The organism is Pseudomonas glycinae (assembly GCF_001594225.2).
Classification (GTDB): Bacteria; Pseudomonadota; Gammaproteobacteria; order Pseudomonadales; family Pseudomonadaceae; genus Aquipseudomonas; species Aquipseudomonas glycinae.
Genome location: NZ_CP014205.2, coordinates 665,955 through 691,720, shown reverse-complemented (window position 1 = coordinate 691,720; position 25,766 = coordinate 665,955). Strand labels below are relative to the sequence as shown.

The 25,766-nt window shown below is 60.3% G+C and carries 25 protein-coding genes; 8 read left to right on the top strand and 17 right to left on the bottom strand.

The window, feature by feature from the left end; translation table 11 throughout:
- Positions 1-67 precede the first annotated feature (67 nt).
- The 7 genes from AWU82_RS03165 to AWU82_RS03135 are packed head-to-tail and all read right to left on the bottom strand — an operon-like array spanning position 68 to position 7,637.
- Entirely contained in the window at positions 68-1,405 is a 1,338-nt protein-coding gene (locus AWU82_RS03165; RefSeq protein WP_064383847.1) for an amidase family protein, read from the bottom strand.
- A 31-nt stretch (positions 1,406-1,436) separates the two neighbouring features.
- Positions 1,437-3,137, bottom strand: a complete 1,701-nt coding sequence (locus AWU82_RS03160; RefSeq protein WP_139831597.1) for an NAD(P)/FAD-dependent oxidoreductase — start codon at positions 3,135-3,137, stop codon at positions 1,437-1,439.
- Positions 3,138-3,165: 28 nt separating this feature from the next.
- Positions 3,166-3,648 carry an aromatic-ring-hydroxylating dioxygenase subunit beta gene (locus AWU82_RS03155; RefSeq protein ID WP_064383845.1) on the bottom strand — a complete coding sequence of 161 codons (483 nt, stop codon included), beginning with the start codon at positions 3,646-3,648 and terminating at the stop codon, positions 3,166-3,168.
- Positions 3,629-4,930 carry an aromatic ring-hydroxylating dioxygenase subunit alpha gene (locus AWU82_RS03150; RefSeq protein WP_064383844.1) on the bottom strand — a complete coding sequence of 434 codons (1,302 nt, stop codon included), beginning with the start codon at positions 4,928-4,930 and terminating at the stop codon, positions 3,629-3,631. The genes AWU82_RS03155 and AWU82_RS03150 overlap by 20 nt, the downstream gene beginning before the upstream one ends.
- A gap of 13 nt (positions 4,931-4,943) precedes the next feature.
- Positions 4,944-5,876 (bottom strand): PDR/VanB family oxidoreductase, encoded by a 933-nt coding sequence (locus AWU82_RS03145; protein ID WP_064383843.1) that lies wholly within the window; start codon positions 5,874-5,876, stop codon positions 4,944-4,946.
- Positions 5,873-6,289, bottom strand: coding sequence for a hypothetical protein (locus AWU82_RS03140; protein ID WP_064383842.1), 417 nt, complete (start codon positions 6,287-6,289; stop codon positions 5,873-5,875). Before AWU82_RS03140 ends, AWU82_RS03145 begins: the two co-directional genes overlap by 4 nt.
- On the bottom strand, positions 6,270-7,637 hold the full coding sequence (locus tag AWU82_RS03135; RefSeq protein WP_064383841.1) for an MFS transporter: 1,368 nt from the start codon (positions 7,635-7,637) through the stop codon (positions 6,270-6,272). Before AWU82_RS03135 ends, AWU82_RS03140 begins: the two co-directional genes overlap by 20 nt.
- 106 nt (positions 7,638-7,743) lie before the next feature.
- Here AWU82_RS03135 and AWU82_RS03130 point away from each other — a divergent pair, with 106 nt between their 5' ends.
- Entirely contained in the window at positions 7,744-8,631 is an 888-nt protein-coding gene (locus AWU82_RS03130) for a LysR family transcriptional regulator (protein ID WP_064383840.1), read from the top strand.
- 56 nt (positions 8,632-8,687) lie between these two features.
- Here the strand turns inward: AWU82_RS03130 and glpD are convergent, their stop codons facing one another.
- The 4 genes from glpD to AWU82_RS03110 all read right to left on the bottom strand — a co-directional run bounded on the left by glpD (position 8,688) and on the right by AWU82_RS03110 (position 13,829).
- Positions 8,688-10,223 (bottom strand): glycerol-3-phosphate dehydrogenase, encoded by a 1,536-nt coding sequence (gene glpD / locus AWU82_RS03125; protein WP_064383839.1) that lies wholly within the window; start codon positions 10,221-10,223, stop codon positions 8,688-8,690.
- 323 nt (positions 10,224-10,546) lie between these two features.
- The gene (locus AWU82_RS03120) at positions 10,547-11,302 is read right to left on the bottom strand and encodes a DeoR/GlpR family transcriptional regulator (protein WP_007953179.1); all 756 of its coding nucleotides are present in this window, start codon (positions 11,300-11,302) and stop codon (positions 10,547-10,549) included.
- A gap of 95 nt (positions 11,303-11,397) precedes the next feature.
- Positions 11,398-12,900, bottom strand: coding sequence for a glycerol kinase GlpK (gene glpK / locus AWU82_RS03115; RefSeq protein ID WP_011335748.1), 1,503 nt, complete (start codon positions 12,898-12,900; stop codon positions 11,398-11,400).
- Between the two features lie 77 nt (positions 12,901-12,977).
- The gene (locus tag AWU82_RS03110; protein ID WP_011335747.1) at positions 12,978-13,829 is read right to left on the bottom strand and encodes an MIP/aquaporin family protein; all 852 of its coding nucleotides are present in this window, start codon (positions 13,827-13,829) and stop codon (positions 12,978-12,980) included.
- Positions 13,830-14,189: 360 nt separating this feature from the next.
- Here AWU82_RS03110 and ybaK point away from each other — a divergent pair, with 360 nt between their 5' ends.
- Together ybaK and AWU82_RS03100 are read left to right on the top strand one after the other, a co-directional pair.
- Positions 14,190-14,660: a Cys-tRNA(Pro) deacylase gene (ybaK, locus tag AWU82_RS03105; protein WP_064383838.1), complete on the top strand. Its 471-nt coding sequence runs from the start codon at positions 14,190-14,192 to the stop codon at positions 14,658-14,660.
- Between the two features lie 89 nt (positions 14,661-14,749).
- A complete protein-coding gene (locus AWU82_RS03100; protein WP_064383837.1) occupies positions 14,750-15,532 on the top strand; it encodes a PhzF family protein in 783 nt (260 codons plus the stop codon).
- A gap of 49 nt (positions 15,533-15,581) precedes the next feature.
- Here AWU82_RS03100 and AWU82_RS03095 read toward each other — a convergent pair whose 3' ends face one another.
- Both AWU82_RS03095 and argF read right to left on the bottom strand, forming a co-directional pair.
- Complete coding sequence (locus tag AWU82_RS03095; protein WP_011335744.1) at positions 15,582-16,691, bottom strand: ABC transporter ATP-binding protein; 1,110 nt, start codon at positions 16,689-16,691, stop codon at positions 15,582-15,584.
- Entirely contained in the window at positions 16,688-17,608 is a 921-nt protein-coding gene (gene argF, locus AWU82_RS03090) for an ornithine carbamoyltransferase (RefSeq protein ID WP_039765834.1), read from the bottom strand. The genes AWU82_RS03095 and argF overlap by 4 nt, the downstream gene beginning before the upstream one ends.
- Positions 17,609-18,014: 406 nt before the next feature.
- Between argF and plzR the strand changes: the two genes are divergently transcribed.
- The 3 genes from plzR (at position 18,015) to grxD (ending at position 20,981) form a co-directional block, all read left to right on the top strand.
- Positions 18,015-18,305, top strand: a complete 291-nt coding sequence (plzR, locus tag AWU82_RS03085) for a PlzR type 4 pili assembly inhibitor (protein WP_007963969.1) — start codon at positions 18,015-18,017, stop codon at positions 18,303-18,305.
- A gap of 131 nt (positions 18,306-18,436) precedes the next feature.
- Positions 18,437-20,542, top strand: coding sequence for a molybdopterin oxidoreductase family protein (locus AWU82_RS03080; protein ID WP_064383836.1), 2,106 nt, complete (start codon positions 18,437-18,439; stop codon positions 20,540-20,542).
- 97 nt (positions 20,543-20,639) lie between these two features.
- The gene (gene grxD, locus AWU82_RS03075) at positions 20,640-20,981 is read left to right on the top strand and encodes a Grx4 family monothiol glutaredoxin (protein ID WP_039765841.1); all 342 of its coding nucleotides are present in this window, start codon (positions 20,640-20,642) and stop codon (positions 20,979-20,981) included.
- A gap of 105 nt (positions 20,982-21,086) precedes the next feature.
- Here the strand turns inward: grxD and bfr are convergent, their stop codons facing one another.
- A complete protein-coding gene (gene bfr / locus AWU82_RS03070; protein WP_011335740.1) occupies positions 21,087-21,563 on the bottom strand; it encodes a bacterioferritin in 477 nt (158 codons plus the stop codon).
- Between the two features lie 199 nt (positions 21,564-21,762).
- Positions 21,763-21,981 carry a bacterioferritin-associated ferredoxin gene (locus AWU82_RS03065; protein ID WP_007953193.1) on the bottom strand — a complete coding sequence of 73 codons (219 nt, stop codon included), beginning with the start codon at positions 21,979-21,981 and terminating at the stop codon, positions 21,763-21,765.
- A gap of 291 nt (positions 21,982-22,272) precedes the next feature.
- Between AWU82_RS03065 and AWU82_RS03060 the strand changes: the two genes are divergently transcribed.
- Positions 22,273-22,875, top strand: a complete 603-nt coding sequence (locus AWU82_RS03060; protein ID WP_007963972.1) for a peroxiredoxin — start codon at positions 22,273-22,275, stop codon at positions 22,873-22,875.
- A gap of 74 nt (positions 22,876-22,949) precedes the next feature.
- On the opposite strand, the gene rnt is transcribed toward AWU82_RS03060, so the two are convergent.
- Positions 22,950-23,624, bottom strand: a complete 675-nt coding sequence (gene rnt / locus AWU82_RS03055) for a ribonuclease T (RefSeq protein ID WP_007953196.1) — start codon at positions 23,622-23,624, stop codon at positions 22,950-22,952.
- Entirely contained in the window at positions 23,621-24,667 is a 1,047-nt protein-coding gene (gene pyrC / locus AWU82_RS03050; protein ID WP_064383835.1) for a dihydroorotase, read from the bottom strand. The genes rnt and pyrC overlap by 4 nt, the downstream gene beginning before the upstream one ends.
- 160 nt (positions 24,668-24,827) lie before the next feature.
- On the opposite strand from pyrC, the gene AWU82_RS03045 reads away from it, so the two are divergent.
- Entirely contained in the window at positions 24,828-25,736 is a 909-nt protein-coding gene (locus tag AWU82_RS03045; protein ID WP_007953200.1) for a flagellar protein MotY, read from the top strand.
- Positions 25,737-25,766 lie beyond the last annotated feature (30 nt).

The following is a 25,766-nucleotide window of genomic DNA, read 5'->3' as shown; positions in this document are numbered from 1 at the left end:
CAGGGCCTGCATTGATTTTGTCATGAAGGATTCGATCCAGCTCGCCCCTTGCCGGGGCGAGCCGTGCTCATCGGATGTTCAGCAGGGGGGACAACCGACTCACTGCCTGCAACAGAAATCCGTCCTGCCCCGGCAATGCATCGAACGACAGGCCTACCGGCAGCGAACCCTTCGCCGCCACCGGTACGGTCATGCTCGGCGCTGCCAGGTTGCTGGCCGGATCGGTGTTGCGCACGAACCGCTCGAAATGGCTTTCATCCGCGCAATCAGCCAGCAACGGCGCACTGCAACTGACCGTCGGGTAGGCCAACAGATCCAGCTGGTGGTGGCTGAACAGTTGCCGGTACTCCTGCTCCAGCCGGACCTTGCCCATCAAGGCCTGCACATAGTCGGTATAGGAAATTGCCGGGTTTTGCAGCTGTGCAGTGAGGATTTTCTTGATTCCGGGATCGCCGATCCGCGCCAGGATGTCGAGGAATTCTGCGCCGCGGCCTTCCTTCATCAGAAACCGTGGAAAGTCGATGAAGAATTCGTAGATCGGCAGCGGGAACTGGATGCACTCGTTGATCTCGCCGATCACCGTATCGTCGACCGCAACGATTTCCATGCCGGCGCTGGCGAGCGCATCGATGGCGGCACGGCAATCGCGGCTGACGTTGTTGTCCAGGTCGGCCCAGAGGAAACGCTCGGGAATTCCGATGCGCAGAGCGCGATCTTCGGGCAGTGCTGGCAGGTGTCGGCCGCTCAGTTGGCCGTGGACGAACCGGCAGTCTTCCACTGTACGCGTCAGCAGGCCTGGTGTGTCCTTGGTCTGCGAGACCGGGACGATGCCGTCGGCCGGGTATTCGCCGGTCGTCGGGCGCATCCCGACGACGCCGCAGAACGCCGCCGGTATACGCACCGAGCCGCCTGTATCAGTGCCTACCGCGCAGGGCACCAGCCCGGCGGCGACAGCGGCGGCACAGCCACCGCTGCTGCCACCGGCGCCATGCAGCTCGTTGGCCGGGTTGATGACCGCGCCGTAGGTGTGGTTGGCCGACGTCACGCCGAACGACAGTTCGTGCATGTTGTTCTTGCCCACCACCCGCGCGCCCAGTTGCTTGAAGCGCGCCACGATACCGGCATCGTGCTGCGGCCGGTAATCGGCCAGGCCAGGAGTGCCGGCGGTGGTCGGCATGCCGCTGACATTGATGTTGTCCTTGAAGGATACCGGCAGCCCGTACAGCGGCGCCTGGCGATCCGCGTCCGGCGTGTAGGCGAACAGCGCGGGGTCGAAGGTGATGAAACTGTGCAGATGCTGCGCCCGGTCATGGCGCTCGCGCAGGGCTTGCTGCCAAGTGTCGAGGCAGAGCTCGCCACGGCGAAATCCGTTGACGAGTTGTTCGATGGAAAACTGTCTGTACATGGAGAATCTCGGCGAAAAGAAAGGGACGCAATCAGCAGTAGCGGTACTGCGGAACCAGCCCGTCGAGCGGATTGCCGTCGATCAGATCGCCACCCAGGCTGCTGATGACCGAGCAGGCTGCGTTCAGGGCTGTCTGGATCGAACCTTCGGCCCAGCCGCCGGTGAACGAAGCGCCGCAGCCCGCCAGGTAAAGACCGGTGTCCTGACGCGGATCGAGAGCGGTGCGGAACTGATAGAACAGACGTTCGGAATAGATGTCGTCGCCGGGGAAATTCAGCTTGAAGGCGCCGAGGGCATGCTTGTCGGTCAGCCAGTCGTATTCGAGCACGTAGCGCTGGTAGTCGCCGTTGAGCGGGATCAGGTGGCGGGCGAATTCCGGCGCGCTCATCGCCAGCTCGTCCACCAGGCGCAGGCAGCGCTGCACTTTGTCGGTCATGGAGACCATCTTGTGCGAGTCGTCTTCCCAGGTGTAACTGATCAGCACCACGCCCCATGAATCCGGGTCCTGTGGCGCGTAATCCAGGCAGTACACGCCCTTGACGAGGGTGTCGGTCTGGATGTTCTGCGCCAGGCCGTGTTTGAGCCAGAACTTGTCCCTGGTCAGGATGAACAGCTTGGAGGACCCGACCATGTGGGTTTCGTTGATGGCCCGGGCCACGTCGCGATTGACGAACGCCTGGTTCTGGGTGAGTTTGAGATTGACCTGCAAGGCGCGGGTCGTGGTGGTGGTGATCACCCGGTCGCAGGCGTAGGTTTCACCGTTGCTGCCGGCCAGCAGGATTTGCCCGTCGGCCCCCCTGTTGATCGATTCGATGCGGGTACGGCAGATCATGTCGCGCAGTTGCATGCCATTGAACCGGGTGTCGGCAATCAACTCGGCCAGCGAGGAGATGCCGTTCGGCACCAGTCGCTGATTGACTTCCAGCGCGTTGACCACCAGCCGCAGAATCTCGGTGAACGAGGCGCGATAGACCGACTGGAAACCACCGGAACCGATGCCCAGCGAGCCGAACAGGTGGAAGTCTTCCGGTTTGCGCCAGACCTTGCCGCCCGGCGGGTTCTTGCCGGTGAAGATACGCACCATCGCTGAATAGAAAGAGCTGTCACCGAAGCAGTCCAGATAGCGTTGCCATTCCGGCTGCACTTCGCAGTAATTGTGCTGCTTGAGCATTTCGGTCAGCAGCAGCGGCGGGGCAAGGCGGGTGCCGTCGTCCAGTACCGCGCCTTCGCGCAGAAAGGCATTCCAGCCCTGATGCACGGTGCTGAACAGCGCCGGCGGCGGTTGCATCGCGGCCCAGTGATGGGCCTCGCCACGATAATGCAGTTCGGTATCGACCACCCCCGGATCGGGAAAGGCTTCGGTGGTCTGGATGCCGAACCTGTTCAGGTAATGGAACAGCCCGACCTCGCTCGGTGGAAAGCGCATGGCGCCCATTTCCGCGATGAACTGCGGCTGTTCTTCATCGAAGCATTGAGTCAAGAGGCGACCGCCGATGTGGCTTGCTTCGGCCTCGAACAGGGTCACGCGACGGGCACCGGCGCGCAGCAATTCATAGGCCGCCACCAGCCCGGTCAGGCCGGCGCCGACGATGCCGATGTGTTTTTCCGCCGTGAGTTCCGGCAGATTTCCGATGGCCTGGTCGGCGTTGCGCAGGAACTGACCGTAATCGTAGAGCAGGTCGACATAAGGGAAAGACAGGCACGCGGTATCCTGGCTGGCAGGATTGTTCATGGAGTTCACAGGGGGAATTCTCGGTCGGTCAGATAATGAGCTGCAGGCTTTCGAGGGCGCGATCGGGGTTGAGTAACAGGATCTTCTTGCCCTGGATTTTCCACTCGCCGTCGAGATTGATCAGGCGATGTTCGACGGTGGCGGGGTAATGCCATTCGCGCTCGCCGCGGGCTTCGCAATACAGCAGATTGCTGCTGGCAACGGCGCTGTACGACGGCTCTTCAATCGTGATCCGGGGGCGCTGGGCAATGTGCAGGCAACGGCTTTTCGGCTGTTGGGAAAAGTTGCGGGCATTGGCCAGGCGATTGATACGCAGGGTGGTCAGGAAGCGGTCTTCATACACCAGCGAGGATTCGTGCAGCGGGCTGCGCTGTTCGCGGGTCATCGGAATCCAGTAGGTGTAGTCATCGCTCAGCAATTGCTGCCAGGCGTCGAAGTCCTGTTGATCGAGCAGGTGCATTTCGGTCTCGAGCAAACGCTCGATGGCCCGTTCAGTTTGATCGTGGTGCATGGTCGTCCCGCATCAGGTTTTGCCAGTTGTCGTAGAAGTTGCGCATCGCCAGTTCACTGGTGCCGGACACTACGCGGGTCTGATCGTAGGTCTCGCCCGGTTCGAACAGGCGGGCAACGTTGACCCATTCGTTGGCGTCGCTGTGCAGGCCTTCCATGGCGCGCTCGTACATCTCCACGTCGTCATGGGCGACCATCGAGCATGGCGAGTTGATCAGGTTGTTGTACTGCACGGTGCGCTCCAGCAACTGCACCGGAGCGCCCTGCAGTTCGAAGATCCACGACTCGACGATGGTTTCCGTTGCGCTGACCGGGCGGATCACCCGCAGGGTCTGGATCGGGCCCTTGACCATCAGGTTGGGGAAATACACGGTGTTGTGCCGGGTATCGTCGAGGATGGCTCGGGCCTGGTCTTCGCCGTAGCTTTCCACCATCAGCTCCCAGTAGCCGGGAATGCTCGTGTAGGCTTTGTGGATCGAGTTGCTGACCCCGGTGTGTCCGTGGCCGTTGGGCCAGACGCGGATACCCATGCCGGCGAAGAATTCGTACGAAGCCATGAATGGCGAGAACAGTTCCACGGCCATCGGCGCTGGCTGGCTCTGGTCACCGGTTTCCTTCCACAGGCGAATGGCTTCGCCGGCCGAGGATTCGTGGGCGATCATCGGGTGGCAGGTATCGGTCTGGTTGTCGACGACCATCTTCCAGTTGCAGCGATGCTTGTGCAGCAGCGGCTGACCGACCACGCGCAGCTTGCCTTGCGGGGAGCGCATGACCATGTTGTCCAGCGTTGACAGCGAGTCGCCGAAAAACTCGTCGAAACCCATGCCGGTTTCACTCAGGCGCACGAACACGAAGCCGCGATAGTTGCGTACCGCCGCGACTGGCTGCATGCCCTTGTGGGCCGAGCAACTGCTCAGGTCGCAGTCGTCGTATTCCTTTTTCACCGGGATGCTCAACAGCTCGCCGTCGGTCTTGAACGTCCAGGCGTGATAGGGGCAACGCATGAAGCGGCCCACGTTGCCACGCGCTTGCGCCAGCACTTTCACACCTTTGTGCGGGCAACGGTTGTGCAGCACCACGATGTCACCGTTCTTCTGGCGCACCATGGCCAGCGGCTGGGCGGCGAGGGTGGCGGTGAAGTAATCGCCGGTTTCGGGGATCAGGCTGTCGTGGCCCAGGTAGCACCAGCTTGCGGCAAAGACGCGTTGCTGTTCCTGTTCGAACAGTTGTTGATCAAGGAACAGAGACTTGTGCACTTCTCTGCCATTGAAATAGTTGTCCAACGGGGTGTCCTCTTCAGATCGCCAGCTTCAGGCGTGGGCTTTTCGCCCGGGAAACGCAGGGATAGATCCGTGCGCTGCAGGCCGCTTCTTGTTCGCTCATGATGAAATCCCGGTGTTCGACGTCGCCTTCCAGCACGTCCAGCGCGCAGACGCCGCACTCGCCGCGACGGCAGTCAGAGATCGGATCCAGGCCCGCGGCCTCCAGGGCTTCGAGCAAGGTCTGGTCGGCACCGACCTCAATGCTCACAGCGGAATCCGCCGCCTCGACCGTGAAACCCCGGGAGCCTTCATCCGGGGCGATGTTGAACACCTCCAGATGAATGCGATCGCGGGGCAGCCCGGCGGATTCGGCGTGGCTCAGGATGTCGTTGAGCATCGCCGCCGGGCCGCAGACGTAGAGCCGGTCTTCGGCGCACAGGTCAGCGAGTACCTGGTGAATCGCCGGGCGCTGGCCGGACAGGTGCAGGTTCATGCGGTCTTGCAGCAGTGAACGCAGATCTTCGGCGTAGGCCGCATCGTCGACGCTGCGGGCGAAGTAATGCAGGTGCACCGAACGATCCAGGGCTGTCAGATGCCGCAGGATGCCGGTCAGCGGAGTGATGCCGATGCCGCCGGCAATCGCGATGTCGCGACCGGTCTGGGTGTCGAGCGGGTAGTTGAAAGTGTTGAACGGGCCCTCGAGCTGCACCTGGTCGCCGGCCGCCAGCGAGCGCAGGTACTGGCTGCTGAGGGAATCGTCGCTAAGGCGAATGGCGAAGGTGAAATGACCTTCGGCGCGGTCGCCCAGCTCCACGGTGGAGTAATGACGCCATTCACCCGAGGGCGCTATCAGCCATTTGAAGTGCCCACCGGCATGGGTCGATAGCGTGGCGGCGGGAGCGCCGGTGACGGTGATTTCCTTGATCGATGCCGACAGCATCCGGCAATGGGTAACGGTGTAATTCATGCCGGGTTTTCCTGGGCCAGCGGTGTTTCGTGCAGGTACAGCCAGCGGGTGCTGTGCTGGTGCACGTGCAGGATCGCCAAGGAAATGCGCGACGTCTCGTACTGGTTCTGGCGATGGGTTTCTTTGTAGCGAAGGGCGACAGTCGGGCCTTCGTGCCAGATTGTGTGCAGGTCGCTGATGTCGATCTCCAGGCCTGGACGGGCACCGACCGCACCTTTGAACAGTTGCTCGACCTGAGCCCGTCCGACCACGGCGGCCGAGGTGGTGACCATGCTGAAGTCTTCGCTGAAGACATCCATCAGTGGCGCGATGGCGGCCTCGCCGGCGCCGTCGGCATTGGTGAAGACACGATGAATCAGTTCATGTACGTGGTGGATGCTGTGGCGGGCTAGTTCAACCGGGTTGTTGTTCATGGCATTCCTTTGGAGGGGTCAGTTGGCTCATTTGAAGCAGTGGGAACAGTCCGACCAGCGCAGCAATCGCGAACGTGGCGTGATAGGCAGGGGTTGAGTCGAACTGTTTGAGCAGCAGGTTGTAGATCATCAGGAACAAGGCCGCGCCGACGCTGAACGACATCTGCCGGTTGATGTTCCAGATCACACTGGCCTTGTGGGTTTCGCTGCCCTTGAAGTCCATCAGCGAGGTGGTTTGCGCGGTGTTGGCGCCGATCCCGCCGCCGATGCCCATCAGGCTGTAGGCGATGACGATCACCCCGATGTCGGTCGGCGCATCCACCAGCATCAGGGTGGCGATGCCGGCGCTGTGGATCAGCATGCCGAGGGTGAACAGGCGTCGGGCGCCGACCTTGTTGTAGAGCCGGCCGCAGGTGAGCATTGCGATGAAGGCACCGATGGCGTAGAGGATCATGAACATGCCGGTCAGGCGGGCGCTGAAGTGCAGGGTGTTCTGCAGAAAGAAGATGCTCATCAGGTTGACCCCGGTGAACACGCCGGGAATCGCGTAATAGATGAAGATCGAGGTGCTGAGCTTTTTGCTCTTGAGCAGGCTCAGGTCAATGATCGCGTCGCTCTTGCGACGGTAATGCAGCAGGTACAGCGCCACGAACATCAGGCCCGCCGCGACACAGGCAATGGCCTCGATGGCGGGATAGTCGCCGCCGTATAGCGACATGCCCATCAGCAGGCTACCCAGCGCGGCACTGACCAGCAGCAGGCCGAGGATATCCGGACGTGCCAGGCTGGCAGGTCGGCTCTCGCGAATCCAGAACCAGGATAATCCGGCAGCGATCAGCGAAAACGGAATGTTGCTGTAGAACACCCAGCGCCACGAACTGCTGTCGACGATGATGCCGCCGACGGTCGGCGAAATGGCCGGGGCGATCAGGGCCACGGCCATCACCAGGGTGGAGATTTTCGCCCGTTGCTCGCCTTGGAACAGGTTGAAGGTCAGCGCCTGACCCACGGGAATCAACAACCCGCCACCGATGCCCTGGACGAAGCGCCAGATCACCAGTTCATGGAAGCTGTCGGCCAGGCCGCACATCCATACGGAGCCGGTAAACACCAGCATCGAAGCGGTGAGAATCTCGCGGCTGCCGAAGCGCCCGGCGAGCCAGGTGCTGACCGGAATGATCAGGGTCAGGCCAAGGATGTAGGCATTCGCCACCCAGGCCACCGAAGAACTGCTTACTTGCAATGTCGCCGATATGCTCGGTAATGCCACGGCAGACATGAATATGTTTATGCAGTCAATAAAAAAGCCGATCAGAAAGATCAGCGCGATCTTGTAGCGATAGTTCATTGTTGTTTCCTCTTTGTCGCAAAGCATAGGGGCGATGGACTTGGAGTGTCGATACGACTATCCTTGAAACAATGTTTGAAAGGATTAAACAGTGAACTCTACCGCCATGCATTCTCATCTGAATCGGGTTCAGACATTTCTCGCCGTGGTCGACTTCGGCTCTTACACCAAGGCCGCGAACTACCTGAGTATCAGCAAAGCCATGGCCAGCCTGCATGTCAAGGCGCTGGAAGAAGTTCTTTCGGCGACGTTGCTGATCCGCAATACCCGGAATATATCGCTGACTGAAATTGGCCAGGACTTTTATGAAGAGTTCAAGGGGATTATCGCGGACATTGATAATGCCTTTGACAATGTGCTGAAGGGTAATAATCGGGTTTCTGGAAAGTTACGAATTAGTTCAACCAGTGAATACGGCGAGAAGTTCATACTTCCGTTGATTCCATTGTTCAGCGAGCGTTATCCGGAAATTCGCCTGTGCTACAACTTCAACTCGTCACTGAATGATTTGGTGGCGGAAAAGCTGGATCTGGTGGTGCGTCTGGGCAATCTGGCGGATTCGGCTTTCAAGAGCCGCAAGCTGGCGGATTATCAAATCGTGCTGGTGGCGACTCCGGCGTTTGTCGAGCGCCACCCGGTGGCGCACCCGCAAGACCTGAACGGTGTGCCATGGATTGCCAACAACAATTTGCAGGCACCCACGCAATGGGTACTGCGCGATGATCGGGGGAGTACGGTGGAGGTCAATGGCACCAGCCATTTCGAATCCAATTCCTCCACGGCGATTCGCTCGATGACCTTGTCGTCGCTCGGTGTCTCGGTGTTGCCGGGCTGGGTGGTCGAGGACGATATCGCCAGCGGACGCCTGGTTCGCCTGTTGCCGGCGTATACGTTGCCTTCTCAGTCGATCAACGTCGTATTCCCCAATACCGCGCATCTGCCGCACAAGTCGCGGGCGTTTATCGATTTCCTCCTGCTGCACCTGGCGCAGTAACGCAAAAAGCCCCTGAATCTCGCGATTCAGGGGCTTTCGTCAACGCGGCTTGAAGATCAGGCCGCTTCGATCTTGCGGTTCTGCTCGACCTTGTTCAGGTAGGTCGCCAGTTTTTCCTGTTCGGCCGGGGTGGTGAACAGGCCCAGTTTGCTGCGACGCCACAGAATGTCGTGTGCCGTGGTGGCCCACTCTTCGGTGCACAGGTAATCGACCTCGCGGGTGTAGAGCCCGCCACCGATGTGTTCGCCCATGTCGGCCAATGTGTCGACGCCTTCGAGCATGCGCCAGGTGCGGCTGCCGTAAGTGGTGGCCCAGCGGCGGGCGATTTCGGTCGGTACCCAGTCGAACTTGTCGCGGATCAGCGCGCTCAAGGCTTGTGGCGTGGTCATGTCTTCGCCGCCGGGCAGGGTGGCGGTGGCCGTCCAGCTCGGGCGCATCTGGGTGAAGAACGGCATCAGTTGCGCCATCGCTGATTCCGCGAGCTTGCGGTAGGTGGTCAGCTTGCCGCCGAACACCGACAGCAGCGGCGCTTCTTCGGTGCTGCCGGACAACGCCAGGGTGTAGTCGCGGGTCACGGCCGACGGATTGTCGGATTCGTCGTTGCACAGCGGACGTACGCCCGAATAAGTGTGCAGGATGTCGTCACGGCTGATCTGCTTCTTGAAGTGGGCGTTGACCACTTTGAGCAGGTAATCGGTTTCGCCGTCGGTGATCGCCACTTTGGCCGGGTCGCCGGTGTACTCGCGGTCGGTGGTGCCGATCAGAGTCAGGTTGTTCAGGTACGGAATGGTGAAAACGATGCGCTGATCCTCGTTCTGCAGGATATGCGCGTGATCGCCTTCGTACGGCTTCGGCACGATGATGTGGCTGCCCTGGATCAGACGGATGCCGTACGGCGATTCCATCTTCAGGTCGTCACGGATGAACTTGGCGACCCACGGGCCGGCGGCGTTCACCAGCGCTTTGGCAGTGATCGAAAACAGGCTGCCGTCGGCGCGTTCCAGGTTCAGGTGCCACAGGCCCTTGGCGCGACGGGCGCTGACGCAACGGGTCTGGGTGTGAATGTGCGCGCCTTTTTCACGGGCGGCCATGGCGTTCAACACCACGAGGCGGGCGTCGTCGACCCAGCAATCGGAGTATTCGAAGCCTTTGCTGATTTCGCTTTTCAGCGCGCTGTCGGCGCCGAACTTCAGGCTTTTCGAACCCGCCAGTTTTTCGCGCTTGCCGAGGTGGTCATACAGGAACAGGCCCGCGCGGATCATCCACGCCGGACGCAGGTGCGGGCGGTGCGGCAGCACGAAACGCATCGGCTTGACGATGTGCGGCGCCTTGGCCAGCAGCACTTCGCGCTCGGCCAAGGCTTCACGCACCAGACGGAATTCGTAATGTTCGAGATAGCGCAGGCCACCGTGGATCAGCTTGCTGCTGGCTGACGAGGTGTGGCTGGCCAGGTCGTCCTTTTCGCAAAGGAACACCGAAAGACCGCGACCGGCGGCATCCGCTGCGATCCCCACGCCATTGATCCCGCCGCCGATGACGGCGATATCGTAGATCTCGGAGATAGGGGGCGTACGCAAGGTAGAGGTGGACATCGGCTGGCCTCGGGCTCTTTTGATTTTCTGTCTTGGAAATCGAACATGAATGTTCATTTGCGAAAATGGTAGCCCATAAAGACGCGCGCAGCCAGCCGACTTCGATTGAAAAAACTCATCGAAGGGCGGCTAAAAGAAAATATTCGAACATCAGATGCGCGTCAGAGCACTGATCGTTGCACGCAGTGTGGCTGATCGTTCCCACGCTCTGCGTGGGAATACATACATTGACGCTCTGCGTCAGCGCTTGGGAGGGGACGCGGAGCGTCCCGGGCTGCATTCCCACGCGGAGCGTGGGAACGAGAAATAAAAAGGGGGGGGGGTTAAACGACTTCCAGGCGAATCTTGTGCTGGCTCAGCAGTTGCGCCAGGGCCGGCACCGGCTGCTGATCGGTGACCAGGCAATCGATCAGGCTGATCGGGCCGAGGCGGATCATCGCGTTACGGCCGAACTTGCTGGAGTCCGCCGCCAGGATGACCTGCCGGGCATTGGCGATGATCGCCTGAGATACGCGCACTTCCTGGTAATCGAAGTCGAGCAGGCTGCCGTCTTCGTCGATGCCACTGATGCCCACCAGTGCAAAGTCGACCTTGAACTGATTGATGAAGTCCACGCTCGCCTGACCCACCACGCCGCCGTCACGACGCACGTTGCCGCCGGTCAGCAACACATCGAAATCATCCTTGGCGCTGAGCATCGAAGCGACGTGCAGGTTGTTGGTGATGATCTTCAGATGGCTGTGATTGAGCAGGGCGCGGGCAATCGATTCGGTCGTTGTGCCGATGTTGATGAACAGCGAGGCGTGATCGGGAATCTGCGCGGCAATGGCTTCGCCGATGCGTTGCTTTTCATCACGCATCTGATCGGCGCGCATCGCGTAGGCAGTGTTTTCGACGCTGGAATCATAGGCTGCGCCGCCGTGGTAGCGACGCAGCAGATTGGCTTCCGCCAGTTGATTGATATCGCGGCGGATGGTTTGCGGGGTAACAACGAACAGCGTGGCCATTTCCTCGATGCTCACATAGCCGCGTTCGCGGACCAGCTCGAGGATTTGCTGCTGACGGGGAGGCAGATTCATGGGGCTTCCTTTGGGCTGCCGTGCAAAATTTGCCCATGATGCCGCAGGAATCCGCTCCCTACCAGTTACATACGGATACGAGTACTCAGGTTGGCTTATTCAGCGTCTTCACGTGCCCAGTCACGGGTACGGCTGACAGCTTTTTTCCAGCCTTTATACAGCTTCTCTTTCTCGACTTCGTCCAGGCTCGGTTCGAACTCGCGTTCGATCACGGCCTTGCCGCGCAGTTCTTCCAGACTGCCCCAGAAACCGCACGCCAGACCGGCCAGATAAGCTGCGCCGAGCGCCGTGGTTTCGCGCATTTTCGGACGCTCGACCTGAGTGCCGAGAATGTCGGCCTGGAACTGCATGAGGAAGTTGTTCGCCACCGCACCGCCGTCCACGCGCAGAGCCTTGAGGCGTTCGCCGGAGTCCTGTTGCATGGCGTCGAGGACGTCGCGAGTCTGGTAGGCAATCGATTCCAGAGCAGCGCGGATGATGTGATCCACGCGCACGCCACGGGTCAGGCCGAACAGGGCGCCACGGGCATACGGATCCCAGTAGGGCGCACCGAGGCCGGTGAAGGCTGGCACCAGATACACGCCGTTGCTGTCCTTCACTTTATTGGCGAAGTATTCGGTGTCGTGGGCGTCGTTGACGATTTTCAGTTCATCGCGCAGCCACTGTACGGTCGAACCGCCGTTGAACACCGCACCTTCCAGGGCGTAAGCCACTTCGCCGCGTGGGCCGCAGGCGATGGTGGTGAGCATGCCGTGCTGGGATTTCACTGCTTTGTCGCCGGTGTTCATCAGCAGGAAGCAACCGGTGCCGTAAGTGTTCTTTGCCTGGCCCGGCTCGACGCACATCTGGCCGAACAGTGCAGCTTGCTGGTCACCGGCGATACCGCCGATGGCGATGCCGCTCTTGGTGCGACCGTAGATTTCCGAAGAGGCTTTGACTTCCGGCAGCATCTCGCGCGGGATGTCGAGGATCTCCAGCATCTTCGCGTCCCACTCAAGCGTGTGGATGTTGAAGAGCATGGTGCGCGAGGCGTTGGTGTAGTCGGTGACGTGGACTTTGCCGCCAGTGAATTTCCAGATCAGCCAGCTGTCGACGGTGCCGAACAGCAGTTCGCCGTTGCGTGCGCGCTCACGGCTGCCTTCGACGTTGTCGAGGATCCACTTCAGTTTGGTGCCGGAGAAGTACGGGTCGGTGACCAGGCCCGTGGTGTCGCGGATGTAGTCTTCATGACCGTCGCGCTTGAGCTGCTGGCAGATCTCGGTGCTGCGCCGGCATTGCCAGACGATCGCGTTGTACACCGGGCGGCCGGTGGTCTTGTCCCAGACCACGGTGGTTTCACGCTGGTTGGTGATGCCGATGGCGGCGACCTGATCGTGATGCAGACCAGCCTGGGCCAGCGCTTCGACCATCACCGCGCTCTGGGTGGCGAAGATTTCCATCGGGTCGTGCTCGACCCAACCGGCTTGCGGGTAATGCTGGGCGAATTCGCGTTGTGCGGTGCAGACCACGTTCGCGTCGCGGTCGAAAATGATCGCGCGGGAGCTGGTCGTACCCTGATCGAGGGCAATGATGTAGTTCTTATTCTCAATGTCGGTCATGTCGATTGCCTTGGACGAAATAAGGGAGAGTGGGCCGTGGCGCGGGCTCTAAAGGGCAGGAGCCCGCGCCGACTGTTTCAAGAAGTTCTTGGTTTGCCGTCAATGGCCGGTTCTGCATCCTTTGTAGCAGGTGTGGCGCCGGTCAGGTGACGGGCAATCAGCCCGCGATACCCGGCAGCGCCGAGGCAGGCACCGACAATCGGTGCAAAAATCGGAATCAGGAAGTACGGGATTTCACGTGCGCCGGTGAAGGAAATTTCACCCCAGCCGGCGAAGAAAGTCATCAGTTTCGGACCGAAGTCCCGGGCCGGGTTCATCGCGAAACCGGTCAGCGGGCCCATCGAGCTGCCAATCACGGCAATCAGCAGACCGATCAGCAGCGGCGCCAGCGGGCCTTTCGGCAGGCCGTTGTTGTCGTCGGTCAGGGACATGATCACGCCCATCAGAATCGCAGTGATGATCACCTCGACCAGGAATGCCTGGGCAGTCGACAGCGCAGGGTTCGGGAAGGTGGAGAACACCGATGCCAGTTCGAGGCTGGCTTCAGTGCCGCGAACCATATGGTGAGTTTGTTCGTAATCGAAGAACAGGTTGCTGTACAGCGTGTAGACCAACAGCGCGCCGCAGAAGGCGCCGGCGACCTGGGCCAGAATGTAGAAAGGCAGTTTGCGCTTTTCGAAGTCGGCAAAAATGCTCAGGGCGATACTGACGGCAGGGTTCAGGTGCGCGCCGGAAACGCCGGCGGTGAGGTAGATCGCCATGCTGACGCCGACGCCCCAGATGATGCTGATTTCCCACAGGCCGAAGCTGGCGCCCGCGACCTTGAGCGCGGCGACACAACCCGTGCCGAAAAAGATCAGGAGTGCAGTACCCAGAAACTCGGCCAGGCACTGGCTCGAGAGCGAAGGTTGCTGTAACGCAGTTGTCATTGAAAACCTCGGTTTTTGTTGTTGTCTGGCGCGTTGCCGACAGGGCAAGGCGCGATTTTCACCGAGGCAGGATCCCCATCCTGTTCCCGGTTTACTGCTGGGTGCTGCGATGACGATAATTCTTACATTATTCAGATTCGAAAAAATATAGACAAGAAACAAACCTGTCAAAGGTCGAAAGTGAACCATCAGTCACAAATAAACTATCAGTCATGTGAATGATCCTGCCGGTCACCCGGCCTGCCCGGCTGTTATCGGCCCGCAAACCCCGGGAAACGTGGCGCGTGGTAGAGCCTTTTGCCCAGCGATGGCCTAAAATCCGCCGCAGGTTTTTTTGCCACTGCCGAACCCGGAGCTGCCATGACCCCTGCGTTGGACTTGTTGAAAAAAGTTCGTGCCGAACATCGCGTGCACAGTTACGAACATGACCCGAAGGCCGCGTCATATGGTCTGGAGGCCGCGGAGAAACTGGGGCTCGATCCGGCGCAGGTTTTCAAGACGCTGCTGGCGGCCAGCGAGAAGGGTGAGTTGCTGGTAGCAGTGGTGCCGGTCGTCGGAAGTCTCGACCTCAAGGGGCTCGCCCACGCCGCCGGCGTGAAAAAAGTCGAGATGGCCGACCCGGCCGCCGCGCAGCGCTCCACCGGTTATCTGTTGGGCGGCATCAGTCCGCTGGGGCAGAAAAAACGCCTGCGTACCTTCATCGATAATTCGGCCCAGCCTTTTTCGACCATTTATGTCAGTGCCGGCCGGCGAGGGCTGGAAGTGGAACTGGCGCCGGCAGTATTGGCAGAACACACTCAGGCGAAATTTGCCGACATCGGGCGCCCGTGACGTCTGTATGAAGAAAATTGGCCGGCACTGTCACTGGCGCTGATCCGGCCGGCGCTGCATGCTCGTTCGACTGACACAGGGAGAAGGTTATGCAGCTCGAGTTTCATCAGGTCGACGCGTTCAGTGATCGGCCGTTCAGTGGCAATCCGGCAATGGTCTATCGGCTCGACGCGTGGCTTGCGGATGAGCTGATGCAAAAGATCGCCGCCGAGCACAATCTGGCGGAAACCGCGTTTCTGGTGCGCGAAGGGCAGGCGTGGCACATCCGCTGGTTCACGCCGACCACCGAGGTGCCGCTGTGTGGTCACGCGACCCTGGCCAGCGCCTATGTGCTGTTTGAGGTTTACAAGGAAACAGCCGAGCGTCTGGACTTCACCTGCAAGTCCGGGCCGTTGAGCGTCAGCCGCGAAGGCGACAGGTTGTGGCTCGATTTCCCGGCCATCGAAGCGGTGGAGAAAGGCGTCACCCTGGAGATCGAGCGGGCGCTGAATGTTCAGGCGGTGGACGTCCTGAGTTCCAACGAGCTGTTTGTGGTGCTGGAGTCCGAGCAGGCGGTGCTCGATTGCACGCCGGACATGGTCGCGCTCGCCAAGCTGCCGTGGCTGGGCGCGATCGTCACCGCTCGGGGCAATCAGCATGATTTTGTCTCGCGCTATTTCGCCCCGGCGATCGGTATCAATGAAGACCCGGTGACCGGCTCGACCCATTGCAGCCTGATTCCGTACTGGTCGAAACGTCTGGGTAAATCCAGCCTGACCGCGTGCCAGCGTTCGGCGCGGGGCGGCGAGCTGTTCTGTCGGCTGGAAGGTGAGCGGGTGAAGATCGGCGGGAATGCGACGCTGGTGGCCAGCGGCACATTGATGCTGGGCTGAGAGCAAAAAATAAGGGAGCCATCAGGCTCCCTCATTATTTGTGTGCAGATCAGTGCGCGGTGCTGTAACGGCGGACGCCGTTTTCCACCGCCGGAATCTGCGCCGCCGTGCTGCCGGACGCCTGGAACAGCACCAGATGTTCCGCTGCCACCCGAATCCCGACATCCGCACCCACCTGATGGTCGGCATGGCTTGGGAAGATCGATTCCAGCTGCGCACCGGTCGGCAGTTGCAGGCGATACAGGGTCGAGGCGCCGAGGAACGTCTTGCCGACGATCCGCGCTTTCAATCCACTGTCCGGCGCGTAAACGATGTCGTCCGGACGCAGCAGCACATCCACCGCGCCACCGACCGGCCAGGTGTAGGCGCGATTGCCGCGCAGTTCGCCGAGTTCGGTCTGCACCGATTCCGGGCTGCCGAGCTGGCCGCGAATGAAGTAACCCTGACCGATGAAGCTGGCCACAAACGGCGTCGCCGGTTCGTGATAGAGGTTATAGGGCGTGTCCCACTGCTCCAGTCGACCTTCCTTGAACACACCGACGTGATCGCTGACGGCGAAGGCTTCTTCCTGGTCGTGAGTCACCAGAATCGCGCTGGTGCCACGGGCCTTGAGGATATCGCGCACTTCATGGCTGAGCTTGCGGCGCAACTCGCCATCGAGGTTGGAGAACGGCTCGTCGAGCAGCAATAGTTGCGGCTCCGGTGCCAAGGCGCGGGCGAGAGCGACACGTTGTTGCTGGCCGCCGGACAGCTCATGGGGGAAGCGCTTGCCGAGATTCTTCAGGTTGACCAGTTCCAGCAGCTCTTCAGTCACGCGCTCCTTGTTCGGGTGCTTGCGGATGCCGAAGGCGATGTTGTCCGCGACACTCAGGTGCGGGAACAGCGCGTAGTCCTGGAACACCATGCCGATCCGGCGCTTTTCCGGAGCGAGGGTGAAACCGGCGCTGGAGATCACTTCACCGCCGAGAGAGATTTCCCCTTCGTGGACCGGTTCGAAACCGGCAATCGCGCGCAGGGTGGTGGTCTTGCCGCAGCCGGACGAGCCGAGCAGGCAGCCGATGTCACCGGCATTGAGGTGCAGATTGAGGTTCTGCACCACACGTTGATCTTGATAGCCGCAAGCGAGGTTGCGCAGGTTCAGCAGTAATTCATGACTCATGCGTGGTGATATGCCGGTTCGACGAGGAACTCGAGCAGGGCCTTCTGTGCGTGGAGACGGTTTTCTGCCTGATCCCAGGCGACGGAGCGCGGGTCATCGAGCAGGTCGAGGCTGATTTCCTCACCGCGGTGAGCGGGCAGGCAGTGCATGAATAGCACGTCATCGGCAGCCAGGTCGAGCAGGGCGCGGTTGACCTGAAACGGCGCGAACAGTTTGAGGCGCTTGGCGGTTTCCTCTTCCTGACCCATGGAGGTCCAGACGTCGGTGCTCACCAGATGCGCGCCGCGTACGGCGTCTTTCGGGTCGCGGACGATGGTCACGCGGTCACCGGCCTTGGCCACGAATTCAGGATTCGGCTCATAGCCTTCAGGGCAGGCCACGCGCAACTGGAAGTCGAACTGGATCGCCGCTTCTATATAGCTGTTGCACATGTTGTTGCCGTCGCCGATCCAGGCCACGGTCTTGCCCTGGATCGAGCCGCGGTGTTCGAGGAAGGTCTGCATGTCGGCCAGCAACTGACACGGATGCAGGTCATCGGACAGGCCGTTGATCACCGGCACGCGGGAGTTGGCAGCGAATTCGGTCAGGGTGCTGTGGGCAAAGGTACGGATCATCACCGCGTCGAGCATGCTCGACATGACGATGGCGCAGTCGCCGATCGGCTCGCCACGGCCCAACTGGGTGTCGCGCGGCGACAGGAAGATCGCCTGGCCGCCGAGCTGGATCATGCCGGCCTCGAAGGAGATCCGGGTACGGGTCGAGGATTTTTCGAAGATCATCCCCAGGACGCGGTTTTTCAGAGGCTCGAACAGTACGCCGCGGTTACGCAGGTCCTTGAGCTCAACGCCTCGACGGATCACGCTGACCAGCTCTTCGGGCGTGCAATCCATCAGGGAGAGAAAGTGCCTTGCGCTCATCATTGACTACCTTTTTGCTACAAACCGCAGATGCTCAAAGCCTTGTTTATCGGAACAACGGGCGAGACCTGCGGCGTAAGCCGCACGGGGGCGACGAAATAGGGGAAGGCGCGATATTGACACTAAATGTCGCGTTTTTCCAATAGGCTACGGTTTTTGCAGAAATGCGCCGGAGTTGGAACAGTGCGAACACTGTGATTTCCGGTCAGTTTTCGAGAGGGCAGCGAGGCATTTGTACACTGGCCCCACCGGGCTTGGCAATCAGGCGCGGCGGGGATGGCACAGCTCTGGTCGGTTTGCGACCGGTGAACCACCGATTCGCTTGGTCGGATGCGCAGGTTGAAACATTTGCTAAAGCAAAGTGCTGGGTTATAAATAAATCACGAGCGACGCAGGAAGCCTCCGCATGGAATCGAAAGAAAAACTGTTAATGGAACTGCTGGGCCACACGGCACGCTCATTGACCCACCTCACCGCCTCGATGACTTCGATGTCCTTCGAACTGCTGCGCAGCGAAGACGACGTGGTCAAGGCCGCCAGCCGGCAGATGATCGACCGCATGGCGACCATCAGCGCCGGGCTCGACGAGCATTGGCGACTGATCGGCGAGCTCACCGGCGTCCACGTCGCCCATGAGCAGATCGAGACCATCCAGGAAATCCAGCTGGCCGCACCGCCACAGCTTCCGGCGAACTGACGCGGGTCTATCGGCCGGCCTGATGGCCACCGATTCACAAGACGAACGTCGCTGGCGCTGCACCGGGTCGCGGGCCATAGTTTTGTTCCCGCAGGCGTCATTGCCTGCCCAGAACAAGACAGAGACTGGCCATGACCAAGACTCTCCATCACCGTGCCTGCCACCTGTGTGAAGCCATCTGCGGCTTGACCATCGAAACCACCGAAACCGACGGCCAGGTGCAGATCACCTCGATCAAGGGCGATGCCCAGGACACGTTCAGTCGCGGACACATCTGCCCCAAGGCCGTGGCACTGCAAGATATCCAGAACGATCCGGATCGCCTGCGCCAGCCGATGCGCCGGGTCGGCAGCGAATGGTTGCCCATCGAGTGGGACGAAGCGTTCGAGCTGGTCGCCGAAAAACTCTCGGCGATTCAGGAGCGTCATGGGCAGAACGCGGTCGCTGTGTATCAGGGCAACCCCAGCGTGCATAACTACGGGCTGATGACCCACAGCAATTACTTCCTCGGCCTGTTGAAAACCCGCAACCGCTACTCGGCGACGTCGGTCGATCAACTGCCCCATCACCTGACCAGTTACTTGATGTATGGCCACGGCTTGCTGCTGCCGATTCCGGACATCGATCACACCGATTTCATGTTGATCCTGGGCGGTAATCCGCTGGCGTCCAATGGCAGCATCATGACCGTGCCGGATGTCGAGAAGCGTCTGAAGGCGATTCAGGCCCGGGGCGGCAAAGTGGTGGTGGTCGATCCACGGCGCAGCGAGACGGCGGCGATGGCCGATCAGCATTTGTTCGTGCGCCCCGGCGGCGATGCGGCGTTGTTGTTTGGTGTGCTCAATACTCTTTTCGCCGAGGGCCTAACTTCGGACAGTCATCTGCCGGTGGATGGTCTGGACGAAGTCCGCACAGCGGTGGCGGGGTTCACCGCTGAAGCCATGAGCCCGTTGTGCGCCGTTCCCGCCGAACAGATCCGCCAGTTGGCCCGGGACTTCGCTGCTGCGCCAAGCGCCGTTTGCTACGGTCGGATGGGGGTTTCCACTCAGGCCTTCGGCACGCTGTGTCATTGGGTCGTGCAGTTGATCAATCTGGTGACCGGCAATCTCGATCGCGTCGGCGGTGCCCTGTGCACCGAGCCTGCGGTGGATCTGGTGGCCTCGACTTCGGGCGGGCATTTCAACAAATGGCAGAGCCGCGTGTCCGGGCGTCCTGAATACGGTGGCGAGTTGCCGGTCTCGGCGCTGGCTGAAGAAATGCTCACCGAGGGTGAAGGGCAGATTCGCGCGCTGATCACCGTGGCCGGCAATCCAGTGTTGTCCACGCCCAATGGCCGGCAACTGGAGCAGGCGCTGGACGGGCTGGAGTTCATGGTCAGTGTCGACCTGTATATCAACGAAACCACGCGCTATGCCGATCTGATCCTGCCATCGACTTCGGCGCTGGAGAACGATCACTACGACACCACCTTCAATCTGTTTGCGGTGCGCAACGTCACCCGATTCAACCGGGCAATCCTCGCCAAACCCGAAGGGGCGCTGCATGACTGGGAGATCTTCGTCGGGCTGGCCAAGGCTTTTGCCGCGAAGACCGGCAAGGAGCTGAAACCGACGATGCCGCCGGCGAAGATGATCGACATGGGATTACGCATGGGCACCTATGGCGATGCGTCCGAGCATAAATTGTCGCTTGCGACGCTGTTCGATCATCCGCACGGTGTTGACCTGGGAGCGCTGAAACCCAACTTGACACCGCGATTGAAGACCTTCAATCAACGAGTTCAGGCGGCGCCGCCGGAAATCCTCGCCGACCTGGCGCGCTTCGCCGCGTTGCAGGCGCCGGCGGCCGATGAGCTGTTGATGATTGGTCGCCGTCATGTACGCAGCAACAATTCGTGGATGCACAATTACCACCGGTTGGTGAAGGGCAAGCCGCGTCATCAGTTGTTGATGAATCCGGACGATCTCGCCAGTCGCGGGCTCAGTGATGGTCAGCTTGTGCGGGTCAGTTCACGGGTAGGGGAAATTGAGGTCGAAGTGCTGGGCAGTGCCGACATGATGAAGGGCGTGGTCAGCCTGCCGCACGGATGGGGCCACGCCCGGCCGGGTGTGCAGATGGCGATTGCCAGCAGCCAACCCGGCTCCAGCGCCAATGACCTGACCGATGAATGCCAGCTCGACGAGCTGTCAGGCAATGCGGCGCTCAATGGCGTGCCGGTGACGGTGGCGGCGGCGTGAGCAAGTCTGTCGGGGAGACCGAGCAGGGCGCTCGGGATTCCGTTACAATGCGCCACCGTGCCGACCCATGAGTCGGAAAGTTCAGCCGAGGTGCTCCATGGATATCATCGAAACGATTAAAGAGCAGATTGCCAACAACACCATTCTGCTTTACATGAAAGGCTCGCCGAATGCCCCCCAGTGTGGCTTCTCCGCGAAAGCTGCGCAGGCTGTGATGGGCTGCGGCGAGAAGTTCGCCTACGTCGACATCCTGCAGAACCCGGAAATCCGCGCCAACCTGCCGAAGTACGCCAACTGGCCGACTTTCCCGCAGCTGTGGGTAGCCGGTGAACTGGTCGGCGGCAGCGACATCATGGCTGAAATGTTTGCCAACGGTGAGCTGCAGACCCTGGTCAAGGAAGCATCCGCCAAGGCTGCTGCGGCCAAGTCCGAAGCCTGATTGGCTTCTGCCCGGATTTCGGCGAGCTGAAGTCCGGGCAATAAAAAGCCCCGCCTCTCGAAAGAGGGCGGGGCTTTTTAGTGTCTCGAGTTTAGCGCTGGCTAATTATTCGTCTTCGCCCATCTGCGATTGCAGATAGTTTTCAAGACCGACTTTATCGATCAGGCCGAGTTGGGTTTCCAGCCAGTCAATGTGTTCTTCTTCGGATTCCAGGATGTCTTCGAGCAGTTCGCGGCTGCCGAAGTCACCGACAGATTCGCAGTGGGCGATGGCGGCCTTCAGATCGGCGTGGCCGGTCTTCTCGATACGCAGGTCGCACTCCAGCATTTCCTTGGTGTGCTCGCCGATGTGCAGCTTGCCCAGATCCTGCACGTTCGGCAGGCCTTCGAGGAACAGAATGCGCTTGATCAGCTTGTCCGCGTGCTTCATCTCGTCGATGGATTCGTGGTACTCGTGTTTGCCGAGCTTGTTCAGGCCCCAATCTTCGTACATGCGTGCATGCAGGAAGTACTGATTGATCGCGACCAGCTCATTGGCAAGGATCTTGTTGAGATGCTGGATGACTGTTACGTCGCCTTTCATGATGGGAGTCCTGCCCTAAGTAGCGGTATATAAGGCAGAGTTTGAGCTTGGTATTTATAAGTGTCAAACCTAAGTTATTGAATAATAAATGAAAATTAATCTGAATAAGAATGTTTGTGTTCCGCGTCTAGGCGCTAAGCAATTGATTTTCAGGCATAAAAAAACCGGACATAAGTCCGGTTCTTCGAATTCGGGATAATTACGCGGCGGTAAATTCTGCCGGGTAGGGGATCGCGGCCTGGGCGGTTTGCAGCTTGGTCAGGGTTTCGCGAACCACTTCCTTCGCCAGGCACGCACATTTGCCGCATTGGCTGGCGACGCCGGTGGCCTGACGGACTTCTTTATAGCTGCAGCAACCTTCATAGATCGCTTCGCGGATTTGTCCGTCGGTGACGCCAGTGCAGAGGCAAACATACATAAGTGAGAACCGTCGCTGGTTGTGACTCAATTGCGATGGATCTTAATGTTAACGAGAATGATTGTCAAAGTGCTTTCCGAAGGGTTTTCATCGCCAACGGCTGTGACTGACGAACGGTGGTGCATGGCTGAATGCCAGCCGGGATTTCGCGAAAAACCTTTAAGGACAGTCGAAAAACGCAGTGTATGATGGTCGGCCCTTGCGAAGGGGGTTCGTGTCACAGGGCTGTCGCCTGAGGGTGGCAGGCTGGCCCGAACCCTGAACTTCAAGTTTCTACACCAGGAGATATCAATGAGCGTACTCGTAGGCAAACAAGCCCCTGACTTCACCGTCCCGGCCGTACTCGGCAATGGCGAGATCGTTGACAGCTTCACCCTGTCCTCGGCCATCAAAGGCAAATACGGCCTGGTGTTCTTCTACCCGCTGGACTTCACCTTTGTCTGCCCGTCCGAGCTGATCGCTCTGGACAACCGTATGGCCGACTTCAAGGCACGCAACGTTGAAGTAGTCGCCGTTTCGATCGACTCGCACTTCACCCACAACGCCTGGCGCAACACCCCGGTCAACAATGGCGGCATCGGCCAGGTGAAATACACCATGGCTGCCGACATGAAGCACGAAATCGCCAAGGCCTACGACGTTGAGTCCGAAGGCGGCGTGGCTTTCCGTGGCGCGTTCCTGATCGACGACAAAGGCGTTGTCCGCTCGCAGATCATCAACGACCTGCCGCTGGGCCGTAACATGGAAGAGTTGATCCGTCTGGTCGACGCTCTGCAATTCCACGAAGAGCACGGCGAAGTCTGCCCTGCCAACTGGAAAAAAGGCGACAAAGGCATGAACGCTTCGCCAGAAGGCGTTGCGGCTTACCTGACCGAGAACGCTGCTGCCCTGTAAGGCGCATCGTCGAGGTACAAAAAAACCGGCTCTTGAGCCGGTTTTTTCATGCGCGGGATCCAACCCGACGACCCTCAGTCGTCGAAGTCTTCCCAGCCGCCCATCTGTTTCCAGCGGTTGACGATGCCGCAGAACAGCTCGGCCGTCTTCTCGGTGTCGTAACGCGCCGAATGCGCTTCACGGCCATCGAAATCGATGTCGGCTGCCTGACAGGCCTTGGCCAATACGGTTTGACCGTAGGCCAGGCCGGCGAGGGTCGCGGTGTCGAAGCTGGAAAACGGGTGGAACGGGTTGCGCTTCATGTCCAGCCGCGCGACGGCGGCGTTGAGGAAACCGAGGTCGAAGCTGCTGTTGTGGCCGACCAGGATCGCCCGTTTGCAGCCGTTGGCCTTCAAGGCCTTGCGCACGCCACGGAAGATGTCGGTCAGCGCTGTTTCTTCGCTGACGGCCATGCGCAACGGGTGATCGAGCTTGATCCCGGTGAACTCCAGCGCGGCCGCTTCAACGTTGGCGCCTTCGAACGGCTCGACGCGGAAGAAGTAGGTGTGGTCCGGGTAGACGAAACCCTTTTCATCCATGGCGATGGTGGTCGCGGCAATCTCCAGCAGTGCGTCGGTGGCCGAGTTGAAACCACCGGTCTCTACGTCGACGACAACCGGCAGGTAGCCGCGAAAGCGTGCTGCCATTGGATGACGGGAACCGCCGCCACCTTGACCGTCCAGTTCGTCGTCGAAATGGTCTTCACTCACGCGTGTTCCTCCAGCAGGCGCCAGCGCAGTTTTTCACCGGCGCGCAGCGGAATAACGGTCAGCTCGCCGAAAGGCAGGCTGGTCGGGGCGGTCCATTCATCACGAACCAGGGTGATGCGATCGGTGTTTGCCGGCAGGCCATAGAAACGCGGGCCGTTGAGGCTGGCGAACGCTTCGAGCTTGTCCAGCGCATTACGCTGTTCGAAGGCTTCGGCATACAGCTCGATGGCGGCATACGCGGTGTAGCAGCCGGCGCAGCCGCAGGCGGCTTCCTTGGCATGCTGGGCGTGCGGCGCCGAATCGGTACCCAGGAAGAATTTCGCGCTGCCGCTGGTGGCGGCGTCGAGCAGGGCTTCCTGGTGCGTATTGCGTTTGAGGATCGGCAGGCAATAGAAGTGCGGCCGAATCCCGCCCACCAGCATGTGGTTGCGGTTGTACAGCAGGTGATGCGCGGTGATGGTCGCGCCGACGTTGGCCGAAGCCTCGTTGACGAACTGCACGGCGTCGCCGGTGGTGATGTGTTCGAACACCACTTTCAGCGTCGGGAAACGCTCGACCACGCGACGCATGTGCTCATCGATGAAGATTTTCTCGCGGTCGAACACGTCGACGTCGCCACGGGTGACTTCGCCGTGGATCAACAGCGGCATGCCGACTTCGGCCATGGTTTCCAGCACCGGGAAAATCTTGTCGATGCTGGTGACCCCGGAATCGGAATTGGTGGTGGCGCCGGCCGGATACAGCTTGGCGGCGTGCACGAAACCGCTGGCCTTGGCCTCACGGATTTCTTCGGGCTGGGTGCGGTCGGTGAGGTACAGCACCATCAGCGGCTCGAAACGACTGCCGGCCGGGCGGGCAGCGAGAATCCGCTGGCGATAGCCGTCGGCTTCAGCGGCGTTGCGCACCGGAGGTACCAGGTTGGGCATGATGATGGCGCGACCAAAGGTGCGCGCGACATCCGCAACGGTATTGGTCAACACGGCACCATCGCGAAGATGAATGTGCCAGTCGTCGGGACGCAGCAGGGTCAGGCGGTCGGACATGAGGGGATTCCAGGCGGGTCAAACTGAGGCGAATGCTACCGGAAAAGACTCTTGCAGGCACTCGCTATCAAGTTTTGCGACGAGCGTCCGATATCCCATAGGTATGCCGTAAAGATGTATGTCTCGGTCTTTTTTGTTGTAGAAGCCAATGGAGCCTCCCGTGCGCCAGCGATATTTAGCCTTGCTCAGTGTGTTTGCCAGCCTTCCCGCGATGGCACTGACCTACCAGACCCGTCTGGAGAACATTGAGTGGACGGTCGAGGGCGACAAGTTCGAGTGCCGTCTGACGCAGCCGATCACCGACTTCGGCTCGGGGCAATTCGTGCGCAAGGCCGGCGAGCAGGCGACCTTTCGCCTGAACGCCTACAACGCCATGCTTGGCGGCGGTTCGGCGACTTTGCTGGCGGCGGCTGCGCCGTGGCAGCCGGGGCGTGGCGACATCAATCTGGGCACGGTTCGACTGGGCAGCGGCAACGTGCTGTTCAACAGTTCGCAGTCCCAGGCCGGGCAACTGATCAGCGGGCTGATGGACGGTCGCAGCCCGGTGGTGCGCCGGGCATCGGGCGATGGTCGGGTGTCGGAAGTGCGCCTGTTGCCGGTCAAGTTCAGCAAGGCGTTCAATGACTATCAGACCTGCGTGGCGAAACTGCTTCCGCAGAATTTCGATCAGGTCAAACAATCGCAGATCGGCTTCCCCGGCGAAGGCATCGAACTGGACGCCGCCGCCAAGGCCAAGTTGCAAGTGATGCTCGAGTACATGAAGGCCGATCCGACGGTCAATCACATTGAGCTCGATGGCCACTCCGACAACAGCGGCAATCGCCTGACCAATCGCGAGCTGTCGCGCCGCCGCGCGCTGGCCGTGGTCGACTTCTTCAAGGCCAACGGCATCCAGGAATCGCAGATCACCGTGCGTTTCCATGGTGAACGCTACCCGTTGGTGCCGAACACCAATGCCGCCAACCGAGCCAAGAACCGGCGGGTCAACGTGCACCTGGCGCGGGTGGCACCGACGACTGCTCCGGCACCTCAGGCCAGCACGCCTGCCAACACGGCGGCGACTTCCTGACCTGCCGGTCATCGTCGCCCTCTCGACAGA

What these genes read in the sequence shown, in the direction of transcription:
- AWU82_RS03160 (WP_139831597.1), bottom strand. Translation starts at nt 3,137, where the DNA reads ATGAACAATCCTGCCAGCCAGGATACCGCGTGCCTGTCTTTCCCTTAT.
- plzR (WP_007963969.1), top strand. Translation starts at nt 18,015, where the DNA reads ATGGAATCGAAAGAAAAACTGTTAATGGAACTGCTGGGCCACACGGCA.
- pyrC (WP_064383835.1), bottom strand. Translation starts at nt 24,667, where the DNA reads ATGTCCGACCGCCTGACCCTGCTGCGTCCCGACGACTGGCACATTCAT.
- AWU82_RS03110 (WP_011335747.1), bottom strand. Translation starts at nt 13,829, where the DNA reads ATGACAACTGCGTTACAGCAACCTTCGCTCTCGAGCCAGTGCCTGGCC.
- bfr (WP_011335740.1), bottom strand. Translation starts at nt 21,563, where the DNA reads ATGAAAGGCGACGTAACAGTCATCCAGCATCTCAACAAGATCCTTGCC.
- AWU82_RS03095 (WP_011335744.1), bottom strand. Translation starts at nt 16,691, where the DNA reads ATGAGTCATGAATTACTGCTGAACCTGCGCAACCTCGCTTGCGGCTAT.
- AWU82_RS03100 (WP_064383837.1), top strand. Translation starts at nt 14,750, where the DNA reads ATGCAGCTCGAGTTTCATCAGGTCGACGCGTTCAGTGATCGGCCGTTC.
- AWU82_RS03060 (WP_007963972.1), top strand. Translation starts at nt 22,273, where the DNA reads ATGAGCGTACTCGTAGGCAAACAAGCCCCTGACTTCACCGTCCCGGCC.
- AWU82_RS03140 (WP_064383842.1), bottom strand. Translation starts at nt 6,289, where the DNA reads ATGAACAACAACCCGGTTGAACTAGCCCGCCACAGCATCCACCACGTA.
- AWU82_RS03130 (WP_064383840.1), top strand. Translation starts at nt 7,744, where the DNA reads ATGCATTCTCATCTGAATCGGGTTCAGACATTTCTCGCCGTGGTCGAC.
- AWU82_RS03135 (WP_064383841.1), bottom strand. Translation starts at nt 7,637, where the DNA reads ATGAACTATCGCTACAAGATCGCGCTGATCTTTCTGATCGGCTTTTTT.
- glpD (WP_064383839.1), bottom strand. Translation starts at nt 10,223, where the DNA reads ATGTCCACCTCTACCTTGCGTACGCCCCCTATCTCCGAGATCTACGAT.
- argF (WP_039765834.1), bottom strand. Translation starts at nt 17,608, where the DNA reads ATGAGCGCAAGGCACTTTCTCTCCCTGATGGATTGCACGCCCGAAGAG.
- AWU82_RS03145 (WP_064383843.1), bottom strand. Translation starts at nt 5,876, where the DNA reads ATGAATTACACCGTTACCCATTGCCGGATGCTGTCGGCATCGATCAAG.
- AWU82_RS03065 (WP_007953193.1), bottom strand. Translation starts at nt 21,981, where the DNA reads ATGTATGTTTGCCTCTGCACTGGCGTCACCGACGGACAAATCCGCGAA.
- AWU82_RS03080 (WP_064383836.1), top strand. Translation starts at nt 18,437, where the DNA reads ATGACCAAGACTCTCCATCACCGTGCCTGCCACCTGTGTGAAGCCATC.
- glpK (WP_011335748.1), bottom strand. Translation starts at nt 12,900, where the DNA reads ATGACCGACATTGAGAATAAGAACTACATCATTGCCCTCGATCAGGGT.
- grxD (WP_039765841.1), top strand. Translation starts at nt 20,640, where the DNA reads ATGGATATCATCGAAACGATTAAAGAGCAGATTGCCAACAACACCATT.
- AWU82_RS03120 (WP_007953179.1), bottom strand. Translation starts at nt 11,302, where the DNA reads ATGAATCTGCCTCCCCGTCAGCAGCAAATCCTCGAGCTGGTCCGCGAA.
- ybaK (WP_064383838.1), top strand. Translation starts at nt 14,190, where the DNA reads ATGACCCCTGCGTTGGACTTGTTGAAAAAAGTTCGTGCCGAACATCGC.
- AWU82_RS03155 (WP_064383845.1), bottom strand. Translation starts at nt 3,648, where the DNA reads ATGCACCACGATCAAACTGAACGGGCCATCGAGCGTTTGCTCGAGACC.
- AWU82_RS03165 (WP_064383847.1), bottom strand. Translation starts at nt 1,405, where the DNA reads ATGTACAGACAGTTTTCCATCGAACAACTCGTCAACGGATTTCGCCGT.